15 protein-coding genes are annotated in these 14,705 nt (G+C 46.3%); 12 read left to right on the forward strand and 3 right to left on the reverse strand.

What is annotated here, in order from left to right; all coding sequences use genetic code 11:
* The first annotated feature begins 100 nt into the window (after positions 1–100).
* The 12 genes from citC (at position 101) to sspB (ending at position 11,104) form a co-directional block, all read left to right on the forward strand.
* Complete coding sequence (gene citC / locus GOL65_RS21295; protein ID WP_140920137.1) at positions 101–1,177, forward strand: [citrate (pro-3S)-lyase] ligase; 1,077 nt, start codon at positions 101–103, stop codon at positions 1,175–1,177.
* Positions 1,174–1,470, forward strand: a complete 297-nt coding sequence (citD, locus tag GOL65_RS21300; protein WP_140920136.1) for a citrate lyase acyl carrier protein — start codon at positions 1,174–1,176, stop codon at positions 1,468–1,470. The genes citC and citD overlap by 4 nt, the downstream gene beginning before the upstream one ends.
* The gene (citE, locus tag GOL65_RS21305) at positions 1,467–2,363 is read left to right on the forward strand and encodes a citrate (pro-3S)-lyase subunit beta (protein WP_140920135.1); all 897 of its coding nucleotides are present in this window, start codon (positions 1,467–1,469) and stop codon (positions 2,361–2,363) included. Before citD ends, citE begins: the two co-directional genes overlap by 4 nt.
* Positions 2,364–2,379: 16 nt before the next feature.
* On the forward strand, positions 2,380–3,936 hold the full coding sequence (gene citF, locus GOL65_RS21310; protein WP_140920134.1) for a citrate lyase subunit alpha: 1,557 nt from the start codon (positions 2,380–2,382) through the stop codon (positions 3,934–3,936).
* Positions 3,937–3,943: 7 nt separating this feature from the next.
* Complete coding sequence (citX, locus tag GOL65_RS21315; protein WP_140920133.1) at positions 3,944–4,474, forward strand: citrate lyase holo-[acyl-carrier protein] synthase; 531 nt, start codon at positions 3,944–3,946, stop codon at positions 4,472–4,474.
* The gene (gene citG / locus GOL65_RS21320) at positions 4,464–5,384 is read left to right on the forward strand and encodes a triphosphoribosyl-dephospho-CoA synthase CitG (RefSeq protein WP_407657529.1); all 921 of its coding nucleotides are present in this window, start codon (positions 4,464–4,466) and stop codon (positions 5,382–5,384) included. The genes citX and citG overlap by 11 nt, the downstream gene beginning before the upstream one ends.
* A 21-nt stretch (positions 5,385–5,405) precedes the next feature.
* Positions 5,406–6,551 carry a 2-methylaconitate cis-trans isomerase PrpF family protein gene (locus tag GOL65_RS21325; RefSeq protein WP_218652064.1) on the forward strand — a complete coding sequence of 382 codons (1,146 nt, stop codon included), beginning with the start codon at positions 5,406–5,408 and terminating at the stop codon, positions 6,549–6,551.
* Positions 6,552–7,046: 495 nt separating this feature from the next.
* Positions 7,047–8,480 carry an anion permease gene (locus GOL65_RS21330; protein ID WP_140920132.1) on the forward strand — a complete coding sequence of 478 codons (1,434 nt, stop codon included), beginning with the start codon at positions 7,047–7,049 and terminating at the stop codon, positions 8,478–8,480.
* 322 nt (positions 8,481–8,802) lie between these two features.
* Positions 8,803–9,231 (forward strand): 50S ribosomal protein L13, encoded by a 429-nt coding sequence (rplM, locus tag GOL65_RS21335; RefSeq protein WP_130592719.1) that lies wholly within the window; start codon positions 8,803–8,805, stop codon positions 9,229–9,231.
* 15 nt (positions 9,232–9,246) lie between these two features.
* The gene (gene rpsI / locus GOL65_RS21340) at positions 9,247–9,639 is read left to right on the forward strand and encodes a 30S ribosomal protein S9 (protein ID WP_130592718.1); all 393 of its coding nucleotides are present in this window, start codon (positions 9,247–9,249) and stop codon (positions 9,637–9,639) included.
* 317 nt (positions 9,640–9,956) lie between these two features.
* Positions 9,957–10,598: a stringent starvation protein SspA gene (gene sspA / locus GOL65_RS21345; RefSeq protein ID WP_130592717.1), complete on the forward strand. Its 642-nt coding sequence runs from the start codon at positions 9,957–9,959 to the stop codon at positions 10,596–10,598.
* A gap of 5 nt (positions 10,599–10,603) precedes the next feature.
* A complete protein-coding gene (gene sspB / locus GOL65_RS21350) occupies positions 10,604–11,104 on the forward strand; it encodes a ClpXP protease specificity-enhancing factor (protein ID WP_140920131.1) in 501 nt (166 codons plus the stop codon).
* 67 nt (positions 11,105–11,171) lie between these two features.
* On the opposite strand, the gene dsbI is transcribed toward sspB, so the two are convergent.
* The 3 genes from dsbI to GOL65_RS21365 form a co-directional block, all read right to left on the reverse strand.
* Positions 11,172–11,879 (reverse strand): protein-disulfide oxidoreductase DsbI, encoded by a 708-nt coding sequence (gene dsbI / locus GOL65_RS21355; protein ID WP_140920130.1) that lies wholly within the window; start codon positions 11,877–11,879, stop codon positions 11,172–11,174.
* Positions 11,880–11,891: 12 nt separating this feature from the next.
* Positions 11,892–12,560 (reverse strand): thiol:disulfide interchange protein DsbA/DsbL, encoded by a 669-nt coding sequence (locus GOL65_RS21360; protein ID WP_140920129.1) that lies wholly within the window; start codon positions 12,558–12,560, stop codon positions 11,892–11,894.
* A gap of 92 nt (positions 12,561–12,652) precedes the next feature.
* Positions 12,653–14,449 (reverse strand): aryl-sulfate sulfotransferase, encoded by a 1,797-nt coding sequence (locus GOL65_RS21365; protein WP_140920128.1) that lies wholly within the window; start codon positions 14,447–14,449, stop codon positions 12,653–12,655.
* Positions 14,450–14,705 lie beyond the last annotated feature (256 nt).

Below are 14,705 nucleotides of genomic sequence, written 5' to 3' on the forward strand. Positions count from 1 at the left end.
GATATCATTTTATTTTAATTATTAACTTCTGATAAATGTGTAAGTCAGCACGGTATTTTTCTTTATTACTATAGCTAAATACTTATATAGAGAATAGAACATGTATAACTCAACAATATTCAGCCGTGTAAAACGTTCAGAGTATAAAAAGATAGCTGAGATCACAAAATTTCTGCGTAAGAACGATTTGAATATTGATACTTCGGTTGAAGAGTTTATTACCGTAATGCGTGATAACCAAATTATCGCCTGCGGTGGTATTGCCGATAATATAATTAAATGCGTGGCTATTAACGAAGAACTTCGGGGAGAAGGAATTGCACTCTCTCTGGCGACGGAATTGGTTAATCTGGCTTATGAACGTCACCATAGCCATCTGTTTATTTATACTAAAACTCAAAATGAAGTTTTGTTTCGCCAGTGTGGTTTTTTCCCTATTGCTTCTGTTCCCGGCATCGTGGTTTTAATGGAAAACAGCAGTTGCCGTTTGCGTCGTTATAGTCAGCAGTTAGCGACCAGCCGTCAGCCAGGAGAAAAGATTGGCTGCATCATAATGAATGCCAATCCATTTACCCTGGGCCATCAATATTTGGTGCAGCAGGCAGCAGCACAGTGTGACTGGCTTCATTTGTTTTTAGTCAAAGAAAATACCTCTACTTTTCCTTATGTAGACCGCTTAAGACTGGTTACTGAGGGAACTGCAAATATTGCCAACCTGACGGTTCATCCCGGGTCGGAGTATATGATTTCCCGGGCAACTTTCCCTTGCTACTTTATTAAAGAGCAGGGCATGGTTGATAACTGCTATACCGAAATTGACCTGAAAATCTTCCGACAGTATCTGGCCCCGGCTTTGGGTGTTACCCATCGCTTTGTGGGTACTGAGCCGTTCTGTGAAGTGACCAGTAAATATAACGCCGATATGCGTTACTGGCTAAATACCCCTGAATTAACTTTCCCCCCTATTGAGTTAGTTGAAATAGAGCGCTTGCAGCATGAAGGTACGGCTATTTCAGCTTCCTGGGTACGTCGTTTGTTAGCTAAAAAACAGATGGATGTTATTGCTAACCTGGTACCCGACTGCACTTATAACTATTTAATTAATAACCCGAATATTCGGCAGAAAAGTGCAGGCATTCCCTCAGAAGAATCTGTTATTACCGTAGGTGAATTATGAAAATTGTAAAAGAAGCCGTTGCCGGCACACTTGAGTCAAGTGATGTCATGGTACGGATCGCACCCATTGGAGGGTCGGAAATCGATCTGCAGTTAAACAGCAGCGTAGAAAAACAGTTTGGTGATGCCATCCGGGAAACCATGATGGATACATTATCCAAACTGGGCGTAACAGGCGTTCAACTGATTATCGATGATAAAGGCGCTCTGGACTGCATCTTACGTGCTCGTCTGCAAACCGTGCTGTTAAGAGCCAGTGACAGCAAAGAACTTCCGTGGGGGGCATTAAAATGAATCCAGCTCTAAAACAGCGCGTTCGCCGCAGTATGCTGTTTGTTCCCGGCGCTAATGCCGCCATGGTGAGTAACTCTTTCATTTACTCTGCTGATGCCATCATGTTCGACCTGGAAGACTCGGTAGCGTTAAGAGAGAAAGATGCTGCGCGTTTACTGGTATTCCATGCGCTGCAACACCCGATGTATCAGAAGATTGAAACCGTTGTGCGGGTAAACGCGCTGGATTCCGAATTTGGTATTAAAGATCTTGAAGCAGTGGTACGCGGTGGCGTTGATATTGTTCGCTTACCGAAAACCGATAGCGCTCAGGATGTGATTGATATGGAACAACAGATCGCCCGCATTGAAGCGGAATGTGGTCGGGAAGTTGGTAGCACCGGAATGATGGCGGCAATTGAATCTGCAGAAGGCATCAATAATGCCGTTGATATTGCACTGGCTTCTACACGCCTGATTGGTATTGCTCTGGGCGCTGAAGACTATGTGCGCAACCTGCGTACCGAGCGCTCACCAGAAGGTATTGAGCTACTATTTGCCCGTTGCTCTATCTTACAGGCTGCCCGTGCGGCCGGAATTGCGGCATTTGATACTGTCTATTCCGATGCCAATAACGAGCAGGGCTTCCTGAATGAAGCGGCTCATATCAAGCAGTTAGGTTTTGATGGCAAATCGCTAATTAACCCTCGTCAAATAGAACTTCTTCACAACCTTTATGCACCAACCATCAAAGAGCTGGAACATGCTCAGCGAGTGATTGAAGCGGCAGAAGCTGCGGCTGCTGAAGGTCTGGGTGTGGTTTCTCTTAATGGCAAAATGATTGACGGCCCGATTATTGAACGTGCTCGTCTGGTGGTACAACGCGCAGCGCTTTCTGGCGTTCGTGAAGAATAAGATGAGGTGAATAATAATGGCTCGCCAACAACGTGTAACCAATTTATGTAATAGCCTGATTCAACAACTTAATGATTTTGATGAAGAATCCGGGGCTAAAGCGCCGCTGAAATTGTCGCCTTTCCGCGATGTTTCCAAGGCTAATCTGCAATCGAAAAAACCAAGAGATAAGAAAATCTGTAATTCGCTGGAAGATGCGATTCGTCGTTCCGGCTTGCAGGACGGTATGACTATCTCTTTTCACCATGCTTTTCGCGGTGGGGATTTAACCGTTAATTTAGTTATGGCTCAAATCGCCATGATGGGGTTCAAAAATCTGACGCTGGCCTCCAGCTCGCTGGCAGGTTGTCACTCTCCGTTGATTGAACATATCCGTAATGGTGTAGTGACCCGAATTTATACCTCTGGTCTGCGCGGGCCATTGGCAGAAGAGATCTCCCGTGGATTATTGAAAGAGCCGGTTCAGGTTCACTCTCATGGTGGTCGCGTAAATCTGGTGGAATCTGGAGAGCTAAGCATTGATGTAGCTTTCCTTGGGGTTCCGGCATGCGATGAATTTGGTAATGCCAACGGATTCACCGGCAAAGCCTGTTGTGGTTCGCTGGGCTATGGTCGGGTCGATGCTGAGCACGCTAAAACAGTGGTGCTGCTGACGGAAGATATCCTGCCGTACCCACATCATCCACTGAGTATTTGTCAGGACCAGGTGGATTTGATTGTACAAGTCGATCGCGTTGGTGATGCGGATAAGATTGGTGCTGATGCTACGCGCATGACTACCAACCCACGTGAACTGCTGATTGCACGCAGAGCGGCTGAAGTGATCATTAACTCTGGTTATTTCAAACAGGGTTTCTCAATGCAAACCGGTACCGGTGGCGCATCTCTGGCAGTCGTTCGTTTTCTGGAAAACAAAATGCGTAGCCAGAATATCACCGCCGGTTTTGCTCTGGGTGGTATCACAGCGGCCATGGTTGATCTGCATGAGAAGGGGCTTATCGACAAGTTACTGGACGTGCAGAGCTTTGACAGTGGCGCAGCTGCATCACTGGCGCGTAACCCAAATCACGTTGAGATCAGCGCTAACCAATACGCTAACTTCACTTCTAAAGGCGCTTCCGTTGACCATCTGGATGTAGTGATTCTTAGCGCTCTGGAGATTGATACTCAGTTTAATATTAACGTACTCACCGGCTCTGATGGCGTATTGCGCGGCGCATCTGGTGGACACTGTGATACCGCAGCGGCTTCCAAGCTATCCATTATTGTGGCACCGCTGGTACGTGGGCGTATTCCAACCATCGTTGAGCAGGTAACAACCTTAATTACACCGGGAAGCAGTATCGATATTTTGGTTACCGACCATGGTATTGCGGTTAACCCTGCTCGTCCTGAACTGGCTGAGCGTTTACAGAAAGCAGGTATGGATATTGTCAGTATTAATGACCTGTATCAGCGCGCATTAATGCTAACCGGTAAGCCCAAGCCGATTGAATTCACCGATCGTGTAGTGGCGGTGGTTCGCTATCGCGATGGTTCAGTGATTGATGTTGTTAATCAGATAAAAGAGTAACCGTGTAATGAATATTCTCCCGGAACAGGCGAGTTATCACAAAGTCACGTTGGAAGAGGTTTTGTTGAGCAGAGAGGCCCGTCAGGAACGGCAGCAGCTCTGGTTAGCGAAATACCAAACCGCCCTGATTTCGTTAACCGTTGTGGTTCCGGGTGAAATTAAAGACAGCACGGTAGTGCGCCAGGCCTTTAATCTGGCCTGGCAAACGTTAGAGAAGTTATCTCAACAGCAGAAGTGGAATGTTGTTGATAAAGCAGTATTTTGTCTGCCAACCGGTCCGGAAGGGCTGATGGCAGTAAGACATGATGCCAGAGAAGTTAAGCGCGCTTGCGTAGCAAGTGAAGAGCAAAGCGCGGTTGGTCGCCTGTGGGATATTGACGTGATCGGTAGCGAAGGCATTGTCTCCCGCCAGTCCATGGATATAGCACCAAGACAGTGTTTTCTTTGCTCCCGCGATGCGCGAATTTGCGCCCGTGAACGCACCCATTCCATACCGGCGCTGCATCAGGCGATGGAGGATTTAATCAATCATGTTTAGCTCAATGAATTCGGCCAATGCTGCTCATCGTCTGGAACTCAACAAGCTACCCTGGGTAGTCCGCTGTAGCCAGCTGGCCAACAGCGCCATGCTTAATGAAGTTAATCTGACGCCTAAACCCGGGCTGGTGGATATGCGCAATAACGGCGCGCATAAAGATATGGACCTGACGGATTTCTACCGTAGTGCCGAAGCAATTCGGATCTGGATCCCTTATTTCATTGAGTATGGAATGAGTACTCATCTGCAACCCAGTAGCGATATTTTATACGGGCTACGCCCGCTGGGTATGGCGTGTGAAGCATCGATGTATAAAGCCACATCTGGTGTAAATACTCACAAAGGCACGATTTTCTCTCTGGGATTACTGGCAACTGCCATGGGCAGACTGGTTTCAAATCAAAAAGCAGTTACCCAGCAAAATTTATGTCATGAAGTGGCTGCTATGAGCCACGGCATGGTGATGCGCGAGCTGGAACAGAATAATCAGGCATTGACTGCAGGGCAGAGGCTCTACCAGCAGCATGGATTGTCTGGTGCTCGTGGTGAAGCCGAGTCTGGTTTTCAGTCAGTGTTGACCACGTCATTACCGGTTTATCAAAGTTTAATTGCTCAGGGAATTGACCCACAACGTGCCTTATTGCAGGCACTGCTCAGCCTGATGGCGGTGAACGGTGACACCAATGTTGCCTCTCGCGGCGGGCCGGAAGGTTTGCGCTGGTTACAGCAAACAGCACAGCAGTTTTTGGCCGAAGGCGGTGTGATGCAAACCGATTACATCACCAAACTAAAAGAGTTCGACAGGCAGTGCATTGAACGTAATTTAAGCCCCGGTGGCAGTGCCGATTTGTTGATTGTGACCTGGTTTCTGGCCCAGTTTCCTGAATCCCATAGCAAGAATATTAATTAATCATCGCTGGAGGAGTTAATCGTGGAAAGTCATACCATTCCCTGCTTCTGGATGCGTGGGGGAACCAGTAAAGCCGGTTGTTTTGTGGAGGATTCCCTTCCACCAGAAGTTTCAGAGCAGGATAAGTTGTTATGCCGTATTTATGGCAGCAGCGATCCTTCCGGACGTCAGATAAATGGTATGGGTGGCGGAACGTCGACTACCAGTAAAGCCATGATTGTGGGCAAACGAGCCGGTGAAAAGAACAGCGTTAACTATACTTTTTGTCAGGTTGAAACCGCAACTAATGCGGTAGATCGTAAAGGAAACTGCGGCAATATTTCTTCTGCTGTCGGACCATTTGCTATTGAAAATGGGCTGGTAGATGAAATAACTGAACCGGTAACCAGAGTCAAAATCTTTAATACCAATACCCAAAAGACCATCGTTTCCCATGTGCCGGTTAAAGCGGGAAAAGTGGTGTATAACGGCGACTTCTCTATTTCTGGCGTACCTGGTACCGGCGCTCGTATTCAACTTGACTTTCTTTCCCCTGGCGGCGCGGTAACGGGAAAGTTACTGCCAACAGGACAGCCTAAAGATGTGCTCGATGTACCCGGTTATGGGCCAACAGAAATCACCATTGTTGATGCGGCCAATCCTCTGGTATTCGTCAGAGCGGCAGATTTAGGACTTACAGGCAATGAGTTACCCGCTGAAATCGACTGTAACGCTAAGCTATTAGACAGAATGCTGGCTATTCGCGAAGCTGCGGCGGTACTGATTGGGCTGGCGAAAGATATGAATGACGCGAAGCATAATAGTCAGGCAGTACCAAAATTCTGCTTTATTGCGCCACCAATGGGTTATACCAGTTTGTCTGGTCAGGTAGTTTCGGCAGACGCCATTGATATTCAGGCCAGAATGCTGTCTATGGGGAAACTGCACCCGGTACTGGCCATTACCGGTGGGGTCTGTATTGGCGTAGCGGCTAAGATTCCGGGAACATTGGTGTATGAAATAGCCGGAAACTGCAGCGAAAAAGATGAGTTAAATATTGGCCACTGTAGTGGGGTTTTATCGGTTAGTGCTGAGGTAGAAAACCAGAGTGGCGAATTGAAGGTATTAAATGGAACGGTATATCGAACTGCCCGCGTGCTGATGAGGGGTGATATCGACTTTAATTAATAATAAACCATCTTTTATACTATTTATGAATTAAGTAATAACAACTAGAAAATATATAGAATCGGATAGGTAATAATTAATCTCCTGTTTGCTTCTCTGTCTTGGCACTTATTATTCCTTGGTAAGTGCCATTTTTTATTAGTGGATAATTTTATTCATATGAATAGTTAAATATATAAAGTTAATAAGAATTAAAAGGGTAATTAAAAACATTAAATTTATAACTTCAATTTAGTCTGCGTCACATAATTATTATTTGGTTTGCCGCATTATCTGATGCAATTGATAAGAATATATTTGCCTTCTGGCATTGGGTTTATTTACTAAGGTTAGATAGTCATATCGATAGCCAAGTCGATAATAACAAGTCGATAACAATAAATAAAAGAGTACTAAAAGTAGTTAGCCGATTTTTATAAATAGCTTTGATGCTTATTTCTGTTGATTTAAGCACGTGCCCCTTATTTTGTTTTTATCTTAAGGAGATTGAGAGTAATGAGTAAAGAAAAAATGTGGAAGCTATTGCTGTTAATAGCTATTCCCATAATTATCGCGTTAATACCGACGCCGGCAGGATTACCGCCGATAGCCTGGCTATTGTTTGGTCTTTATCTGGCGGCGATCGTTGGTCTGGTATTAAAACCCTATTCTGAACCGGTTATTTTGCTGGCAACCATTGCAGCAACGGCGGTGGTGATTGGTCTCTACGGTGGTAAAGATATTAAGATATCTGAAGTACTGAAGGGCTATTCCTCCGGTACAACCTGGTTAGTGTTTGCTGCCTTTACCCTGAGTGCTGCATTCGTTATTACCGGTCTGGGCAAAAGAATATCCTATATCCTGATTGGTAAACTGGGGGGAACAACGCTGGGTTTAGGTTATGTTACCGCTATTCTCGATCTGTTTATTGCTCCGGCAACACCTTCTAACACTGCGCGCGCAGGGGGAATTGTATTCCCGATTATCAACAGCGTGTCGGTGGCATTAGGTTCCGATCCTAACGACAGCCCTCGTAAAGCGGGCCACTACCTGATGGTTAACGTATATATGGTGACTAAAACCACCAGCTATATGTTCCTGACGGCAATGGCACCTAACGCGCTGGCATTAGCTATGATGGCAGATATCCTGCACATTAAACTGAGCTGGGCTGGCTGGGCATTGGCTGCTGCAGTTCCTGGGCTGATCATGTTGGCTATCACGCCTTATCTGATCTACAAAATGTATCCGCCAGAGCTGAAAAAAGTTAACAACAAAGAGATTGCAGCAGAAGGGCTGGAAAAACTGGGCCCAATGACGTTGCGTGAAAAACTGTTGGGTGTGATTTTCGTATTAGCTCTGTCAGGCTGGATTGGCGCTGACTTTATTGGCATCGATGCATCTACCGTCGCGCTATGTGTGATGGCTGTTACGCTGATTCTGGGTGTGGTCACCTGGGATGACGTGCTGAAGAATAAGGGTGGTTGGAACACGCTGATTTGGTACGGTGGTATTATCGGTATGTCCGGTGTGCTGACTAAAGCTGGATTCTTCACATGGCTGGCTACCTTTATGGGTGAGCACCTGACATTTGGCGACCATGCAATGACCGCGCTGTTTGTGATTATGTTTATCAGCGTTGCCATTCGTTACCTGTTCGCTTCCGGCGGTGCTTATGTGGCGGCAATGGTACCGGTATTTGCTACCGTTGGTATGGTGGCCGGTGCGCCTCCAATGTTGCTGGCGTTAGGGTTACTGTTCTCTAACTCCTACGGTGGTAGTCTGACCCATTACGGAGGCGCGGCTGCTCCAATCGTGTTCGGTGCCGGTTATAACGACATTCGTTCATGGTGGATTATCGGTGGTGTGATTGCCTTCCTGAGTCTGTTTGTTCATATGACCATTGGCCTTGGCTGGTGGGAACTGTTAATCAGCATGGGTATTATTTAAGCCCGATAGTTGATCAATAGTTAACATTCTTTCATTGTTTAGCCCGCGGTATTCACTGCGGGCTAATTTTTTCGCGTAATGAATAGCGAATAAAGTCAGTTTAGCTGTAAAAACAGGTCGACCTTTGGGGGCGACTTCTCTATAATCTTGCGACCCCACGTTACAACAAAGTTTTTTTTCCCAGAAACTTTAATGGTGCCGGCATTTTACTGCTCGAAGGGGTAGGTTTGCTGGACTCGATTGGTCGTGTGAGCCTCAACAATGTTTTTAACGTTTTGGTGTTCACCAACGTGTGTAACTTTATATTGGGTAAGTTATTTAAATGAAAACTTTTTCAGCTAAGCCAGAAACAGTAAAACGTGACTGGTATGTTGTAGATGCAACTGGCAAAACGCTGGGCCGTCTTGCTACTGAACTGGCTCGTCGTCTGCGCGGCAAGCATAAAGCGGAATATACTCCGCACGTTGATACTGGTGATTACATCATCGTTCTGAACGCAGAGAAAGTTGCTGTAACCGGCAACAAGCGTTCTGACAAGATCTACTATCACCACACTGGTTTCATCGGTGGTATCAAGCAAGCGACCTTTGAAGAGATGATTGCCCGCCACCCTGAGCGTGTGATTGAAATCGCGGTTAAAGGCATGCTGCCTAAGGGCCCGCTGGGTCGTGCTATGTATCGTAAACTGAAAGTTTACGCAGGCAACGAGCACAACCATGCGGCACAACAACCGCAAGTTCTGGACATTTAATCGGGATTATAGGCAATGGCAGAGAATCAATACTACGGCACTGGTCGCCGCAAAAGCTCTTCCGCTCGCGTCTTTATCAAGCCGGGTAGCGGTAATATCGTAATTAACCAGCGTAGTCTGGAACAGTACTTCGGTCGTGAAACTGCCCGCATGGTAGTTCGCCAGCCGTTAGAACTGGTCGAGATGGTTGAGAAACTGGATCTGTACATCACTGTTAAAGGTGGTGGTATCTCCGGTCAAGCTGGTGCTATCCGTCACGGTATCACTCGTGCACTGATGGAATATGATGAATCACTGCGTAGCGAACTGCGTAAAGCAGGTTTTGTTACTCGTGATGCTCGTAAGGTTGAACGTAAGAAAGTCGGTCTGCGTAAAGCACGCCGTCGTCCACAGTTCTCCAAGCGTTAATTGTTTGCCCTTCGGGCAGATGCTTAATGTTAAAAACCCGGTTTATACCGGGTTTTTTTATGAGGCAAATCAAAAGAAATTTCCCTGTTATTTTGCAGGATTTTAAACCCCCTACAAATAATGTTGAATAAATCATCACTGACGTCTGATCAAGATGGCTAAAATCTGCTAGAATAGCCGACGCTTCGTATGCTTATCGATTCAGGTCATTCCCTTGCAGGAAGATAATCCATAGCTGAAAGCACAAAATTAGGGGAGTTGTCGTGTCTGACGGCTGCCCATTTCTGGTCATTATATTGAGAAACTTGGAGGTTTTCATGGCTGTCGCTGCCAATAAACGTTCGGTCATGACGCTATTTTCCGGCCCTACAGATATTTTCAGTCATCAAGTACGTATTGTTCTGGCTGAAAAGGGCGTGAGCGTCGAGATTGAGCAGGTCGACATGGATAACCTGCCGCAGGATTTAATAGACCTCAATCCTTATGGTTCTGTTCCTACTCTGGTTGATCGTGAGCTGACGCTGTACAAATCTCACATCATTATGGAGTATTTAGATGAGCGTTTTCCTCATCCTCCATTAATGCCAGTGTATCCTGTCGCGCGTGGAACCAGTCGTCTGATGATGCATCGGATTGAGCAAGACTGGTATTCACTGTTGAATACTATCCTGACTGGCAGTGCTTCAGAGGCTGAATCAGCCCGTAAGCAATTGCGTGAAGAACTGCTGGCAATCGCTCCGGTGTTTAACGAAGCGCCTTATTTTATGAGCGAAGAGTTCAGCCTGGTTGATTGCTATCTGGCCCCGCTGTTATGGCGTTTACCACAGTTGGGTATTGAACTGTCAGGTGCTGGTGCGAAAGAAATCAAGCTGTATATGAACCGCGTATTTGAACGTGAAGCATTCCTGGCTTCTTTAACCGAATCTGAGCGTGAAATGCGCCTGCAAATGCGGGGATAAGAGTGATGGAGCCTACACAGATGACTCCGCGTCGCCCTTATCTGTTACGGGCTTTTTATGACTGGTTACTGGATAACCAGCTCACTCCCCATTTGGTCGTGGATGTTTCTGTCCCTGGAATTTCCGTTCCAATGGAATTTGCTCGTGACGGTCAGATAATTTTGAATATTGCACCTCATGCGGTAGGCAATCTGGAACTGGGAAACGATGATATTCGTTTCAATGCTCGCTTTGGCGGCATCCCACGCCATGTCCATGTTCCTATGGCCGCCGTGCTGGCGATTTATGCCAGAGAAAATGGTGCAGGTACCATGTTTGAACCGGAGCCAGAATATCTGGAATCCGCATTCGCTTATCAGGATACCGATGAGACCGACAGCGACAAATCAGAAACGGGGATCCATCTGGTATCAGATGAAGAACCAGAAGTTTCTGATAACGGTCCAGGTGATGATGAACCACCTCAGCCTCCACGCGGTCGTCCTGCGTTGAGAGTGGTGAAATAACGGTACCAGTTTCACAGTAAAAAAAGGCGGAGGTTATCTCCGCCTTTTTTATACCCAAAAGAAAAAATCACCGTATCTGAGAACCGTACTGTACCGGTTTATTACCGCGCGCCAGCTTAATGATCCAGGCAAGGGTCATGATCACCAGAATAATAAAACACATCCCAAATGCCAAAAAGCAAGCCTGAGCCATATTCATAAACTGCCATGATGGAATCAGGTACCAGCCTTCCGCCTGAACATACATATCAATAAACCACTGTTGGATGCTGTTTAGCGTCACTCCATCCGGAACGATAGGCGCATCGTAGCCACAGTCACCGGTTGGCTTAAACCATTCTGGTGACCAGTCAGCCAGAGGAAGGCCGAAAGGAAACGTTGGATCAGTGGAGCACCCCTGTACGCCAAAAAGCGCATCAGGGTCAGGGTTATGTACCGCATGGTGAATACCATTTAATTTAATCGAGTAACCCATGCCGGTAATCGCCCCGTAAAATGCTGCGATACAACCAATCAGCTTAAGTACAATTATCTTAGGATTGATGGCGGCAATCAGACCACCAATAACCATGACAAACATAGCGAAACGAATATAGACGCACTGTTCACATGGTGCCATATACAGGTATATCTGGAAAAACGAGTGGGCAAGAACTATTAACCCACCCATCACCACCACCATCAATAACCACAGGAAACGCTGTTCCTGCCATCTGACTAACGTATCAACCGGTGTGGTACGCAGGTTTTTCCACATTGTTTTGAACAGACCCATAATGTGAAATCCTTATTTGGCGGCCAGCTCTTTAACCAGATCGGCCATTGAGTCGATAGATTTAATGCTCTTCGTCAGGATGAGATATTTTCCGTTAACCACATAAGCTGGTACTCCCTGAATTTTTGCCACCTCATAGCTGGCTTTCCATTTCTCCAGCGTTTCCTGAACTTTTGCATCTTTCAGGCTTTCATCGAAGTCAGCTTTGGTGATACCTGCGGCATCCAGACCGGTTTTAATAAAGGCTTCGGGATCTTTACCGTCAGACCAACGCTCTTTCTTGTCATGATAAGCGGCGTAATAGGCAAACTTAGCCTTTTTAAACAGTGATTTTTCATCAAAAATAGAAACTCCGGCAGCTTGATCCTTGTGGATCAAAACGGCGAAAACTTCACTGGCTGGTCGGCCATATTCACCTTTGGTTTCTAAATGGAAGGGAACAAAAGTCACCGTATCGGCCACTTTAGCTGCGACCTGCGCGGTGACTGCTTTATCGTACTTGTAGCAGAAAGGACAGGCATAGCTGAATACTTTGATTAACGTTTTCTCTGCGTCAGGAATCGGTTTTTCCAGCACAACATAATCAGTTCCTTCGGTAAAAGCCGAAGCAACAAATGAGATTGCCAACAAAGAGGCACAAAGTGCACCTTTGAGCAAGCATTTAAACCCTGATGAATACATGATGGCTCCTTAAAAATTGAAAAATATAATGGCTTTTCGCAACCAGAACTTATTGCTCCCCGATACAAAAACGCATTCAGGGAGCATTTGAATTACTTGAACATATTCTGTGGGCGCACCAGCAGGGCGCGATAGTGAGTCTGGTTAGGCTTATCGGAAAGCACATCGATCTCTACCTTGACCGCTTTGGTTTTATAGTCGATCTCGTTTAGCTTACCGACGGTTGGTTGGCCAACATCGAACAGATGGATGGAACCACCGAAGCCAAACATGGTGTCCCTGTCTTTCTGATATTCCACTATTGAAGTGATAGGGCTATACCAGTCATAGCCACGATCCTTGCCATATTCCCAAACCTGCTGAACCGTCATGTTTTTCTCATCAATCTTATATTCCACAAAACGTGAGTATTTCATGGTTGGTAGCGCTGGTTGCTCCAGACCGCGGCCATCGCCGTTGTCGAATACGGTCAGGGTGCCTTTACTTGAAAGCCAGGCGGTATGCTGGGTATAGCTGAAGTCAAAGTTGCTGTTTTCACATTTGCCGTTTTCATCACACTGCAGCGGTTTGCCACTGTCTGATACTGGTTTCAGTAGCTTTTTGGATAGCTTTTCATTCCAGCCTTTGGACGGAGCCAGTATCCATTTCACCTCTTTATCGCGGCCGATTTTTACCACGCCCTGATGGCGGGAAGAGAGAATGATCGAGTCATCTTTAGCATCATAGGCGATGGAGTTTACGTGCGCCCAGTTACGACCGGGGCCTACACCCAACGCATCGCCATAAGGGGTATCCGGTTCCAGTTTGGCCTGTTGACCAGCATGAGCCAGATCGACGTTAACACACACTGCACCGGCATCCAGCGCGCCTAACAGGCTATCGCGTAATGGATCGAGTATCAGGTTCAAATCCCATACGTCGATAACGCGTCCGGATTTGTCTACTTCAATGATGTGATCGCGAATGGTATGCACATGCAAGCCGTCATCACGCTTATAGTTACGTTTGCCTACCCGTAGCAGTACGGTGCCGTTAGAGGTTTCTACCGATTCATGAGTGGCATCCATAAAGCCTCTGGGGAGTTTATGGTCCACCAGAATCTGCCCCATCATGTCAAATTCATACCAGTGTTGCCCTTGTACCGCGGTGAAAGTACCGCGCGGAGTTTCCCTAATTCCCATCAGATAACCGCGTTTATTGATGTTTACATCGCGACCATCGTAAATGGCATTCTGGTTAAGCCACCAACGATACTCTCCTTGTGTATCAACGATGAAGGTGAAGGGAGCAATATCAAAAGGCAAAGCCCCGCCAGCCGGGCCGGCGTCAAGAATGCCTGCATTCTTATCCTTTTCTCCGTGCCAGTGGAGGTCAGAGCCCTGAGCAGTAAAGGTATGGGTGTTAACTAAGTACAGGCGATCTTCAAAGCCGGGAGCGACGGTGATGACTTTCGTTTCTTGCAGATCGCTTAATGAGCGATTGTCCATGTAGTTATTGACGATGGATGAGGTTTTGATGATGTACTCATCTTTTAGCGGTTTATTGTTTTCCTTATATTCCACCGTGACCTTGTTATCGTGTTTTTGATACAGGCCAAATATTGGAATGCCATCGTAGCTTTTTAGTGATTCGGCCCCAACCGCGTAGCTGATGGGAACACCTTTATCATTTTTTCCATGTACCGTGACTTTAACGTCAGAAACTTTGTGACCGTCCAGTTCAACTAATGCGGTTAAAGGGGCGTTTCCATAGGGATCCACCACGATAGCACCTAAATTACCAGCAGGCTGTGCGGGTTTAAAACCGGCAGCCATTATCGTTGGGGAGGCGAAGCCCAGAGCTAATGCAACTGTGCCTGCCACCAGCGTATTTCTGGTTTTTATAAACATAGTTATCTCCTGATTGGTAATGCTATTTTCTTGCGATTAGAGGGGCCGGCTTCAGCGTCAGGCACTAACCCCAACCATCCCAAAAGGGGAATTTTTGTATGCTATTAATTGGTGTAACTCAGCGGTTGGGTTAACCAAGGATTTCTGTAAATTGAATAAATAATTTTCATCCGTAACTATTTAATAGTTATTGTTTTTCTGTTTTTAAATGGATGAATATCTCCAAAGTTATGTAAAATTAAATGTAAATTTAAGA

Origin of the sequence: Limnobaculum xujianqingii, assembly GCF_013394855.1 — a bacterium.
GTDB classification, from domain to species: domain Bacteria; phylum Pseudomonadota; class Gammaproteobacteria; order Enterobacterales; family Enterobacteriaceae; genus Limnobaculum; species Limnobaculum xujianqingii.

Bases quoted from the DNA above. Each gene is read 5' to 3' on its own strand.
- GOL65_RS21360 (WP_140920129.1), bottom strand. From the start codon at position 12,560: ATGTATTCATCAGGGTTTAAATGCTTGCTCAAAGGTGCACTTTGTGCC.
- rpsI (WP_130592718.1), top strand. From the start codon at position 9,247: ATGGCAGAGAATCAATACTACGGCACTGGTCGCCGCAAAAGCTCTTCC.
- citX (WP_140920133.1), top strand. From the start codon at position 3,944: ATGAATATTCTCCCGGAACAGGCGAGTTATCACAAAGTCACGTTGGAA.
- sspA (WP_130592717.1), top strand. From the start codon at position 9,957: ATGGCTGTCGCTGCCAATAAACGTTCGGTCATGACGCTATTTTCCGGC.
- GOL65_RS21365 (WP_140920128.1), bottom strand. From the start codon at position 14,449: ATGTTTATAAAAACCAGAAATACGCTGGTGGCAGGCACAGTTGCATTA.
- dsbI (WP_140920130.1), bottom strand. From the start codon at position 11,879: ATGGGTCTGTTCAAAACAATGTGGAAAAACCTGCGTACCACACCGGTT.
- GOL65_RS21330 (WP_140920132.1), top strand. From the start codon at position 7,047: ATGAGTAAAGAAAAAATGTGGAAGCTATTGCTGTTAATAGCTATTCCC.
- citC (WP_140920137.1), top strand. From the start codon at position 101: ATGTATAACTCAACAATATTCAGCCGTGTAAAACGTTCAGAGTATAAA.
- citF (WP_140920134.1), top strand. From the start codon at position 2,380: ATGGCTCGCCAACAACGTGTAACCAATTTATGTAATAGCCTGATTCAA.
- sspB (WP_140920131.1), top strand. From the start codon at position 10,604: ATGGAGCCTACACAGATGACTCCGCGTCGCCCTTATCTGTTACGGGCT.
- rplM (WP_130592719.1), top strand. From the start codon at position 8,803: ATGAAAACTTTTTCAGCTAAGCCAGAAACAGTAAAACGTGACTGGTAT.
- citD (WP_140920136.1), top strand. From the start codon at position 1,174: ATGAAAATTGTAAAAGAAGCCGTTGCCGGCACACTTGAGTCAAGTGAT.
- citE (WP_140920135.1), top strand. From the start codon at position 1,467: ATGAATCCAGCTCTAAAACAGCGCGTTCGCCGCAGTATGCTGTTTGTT.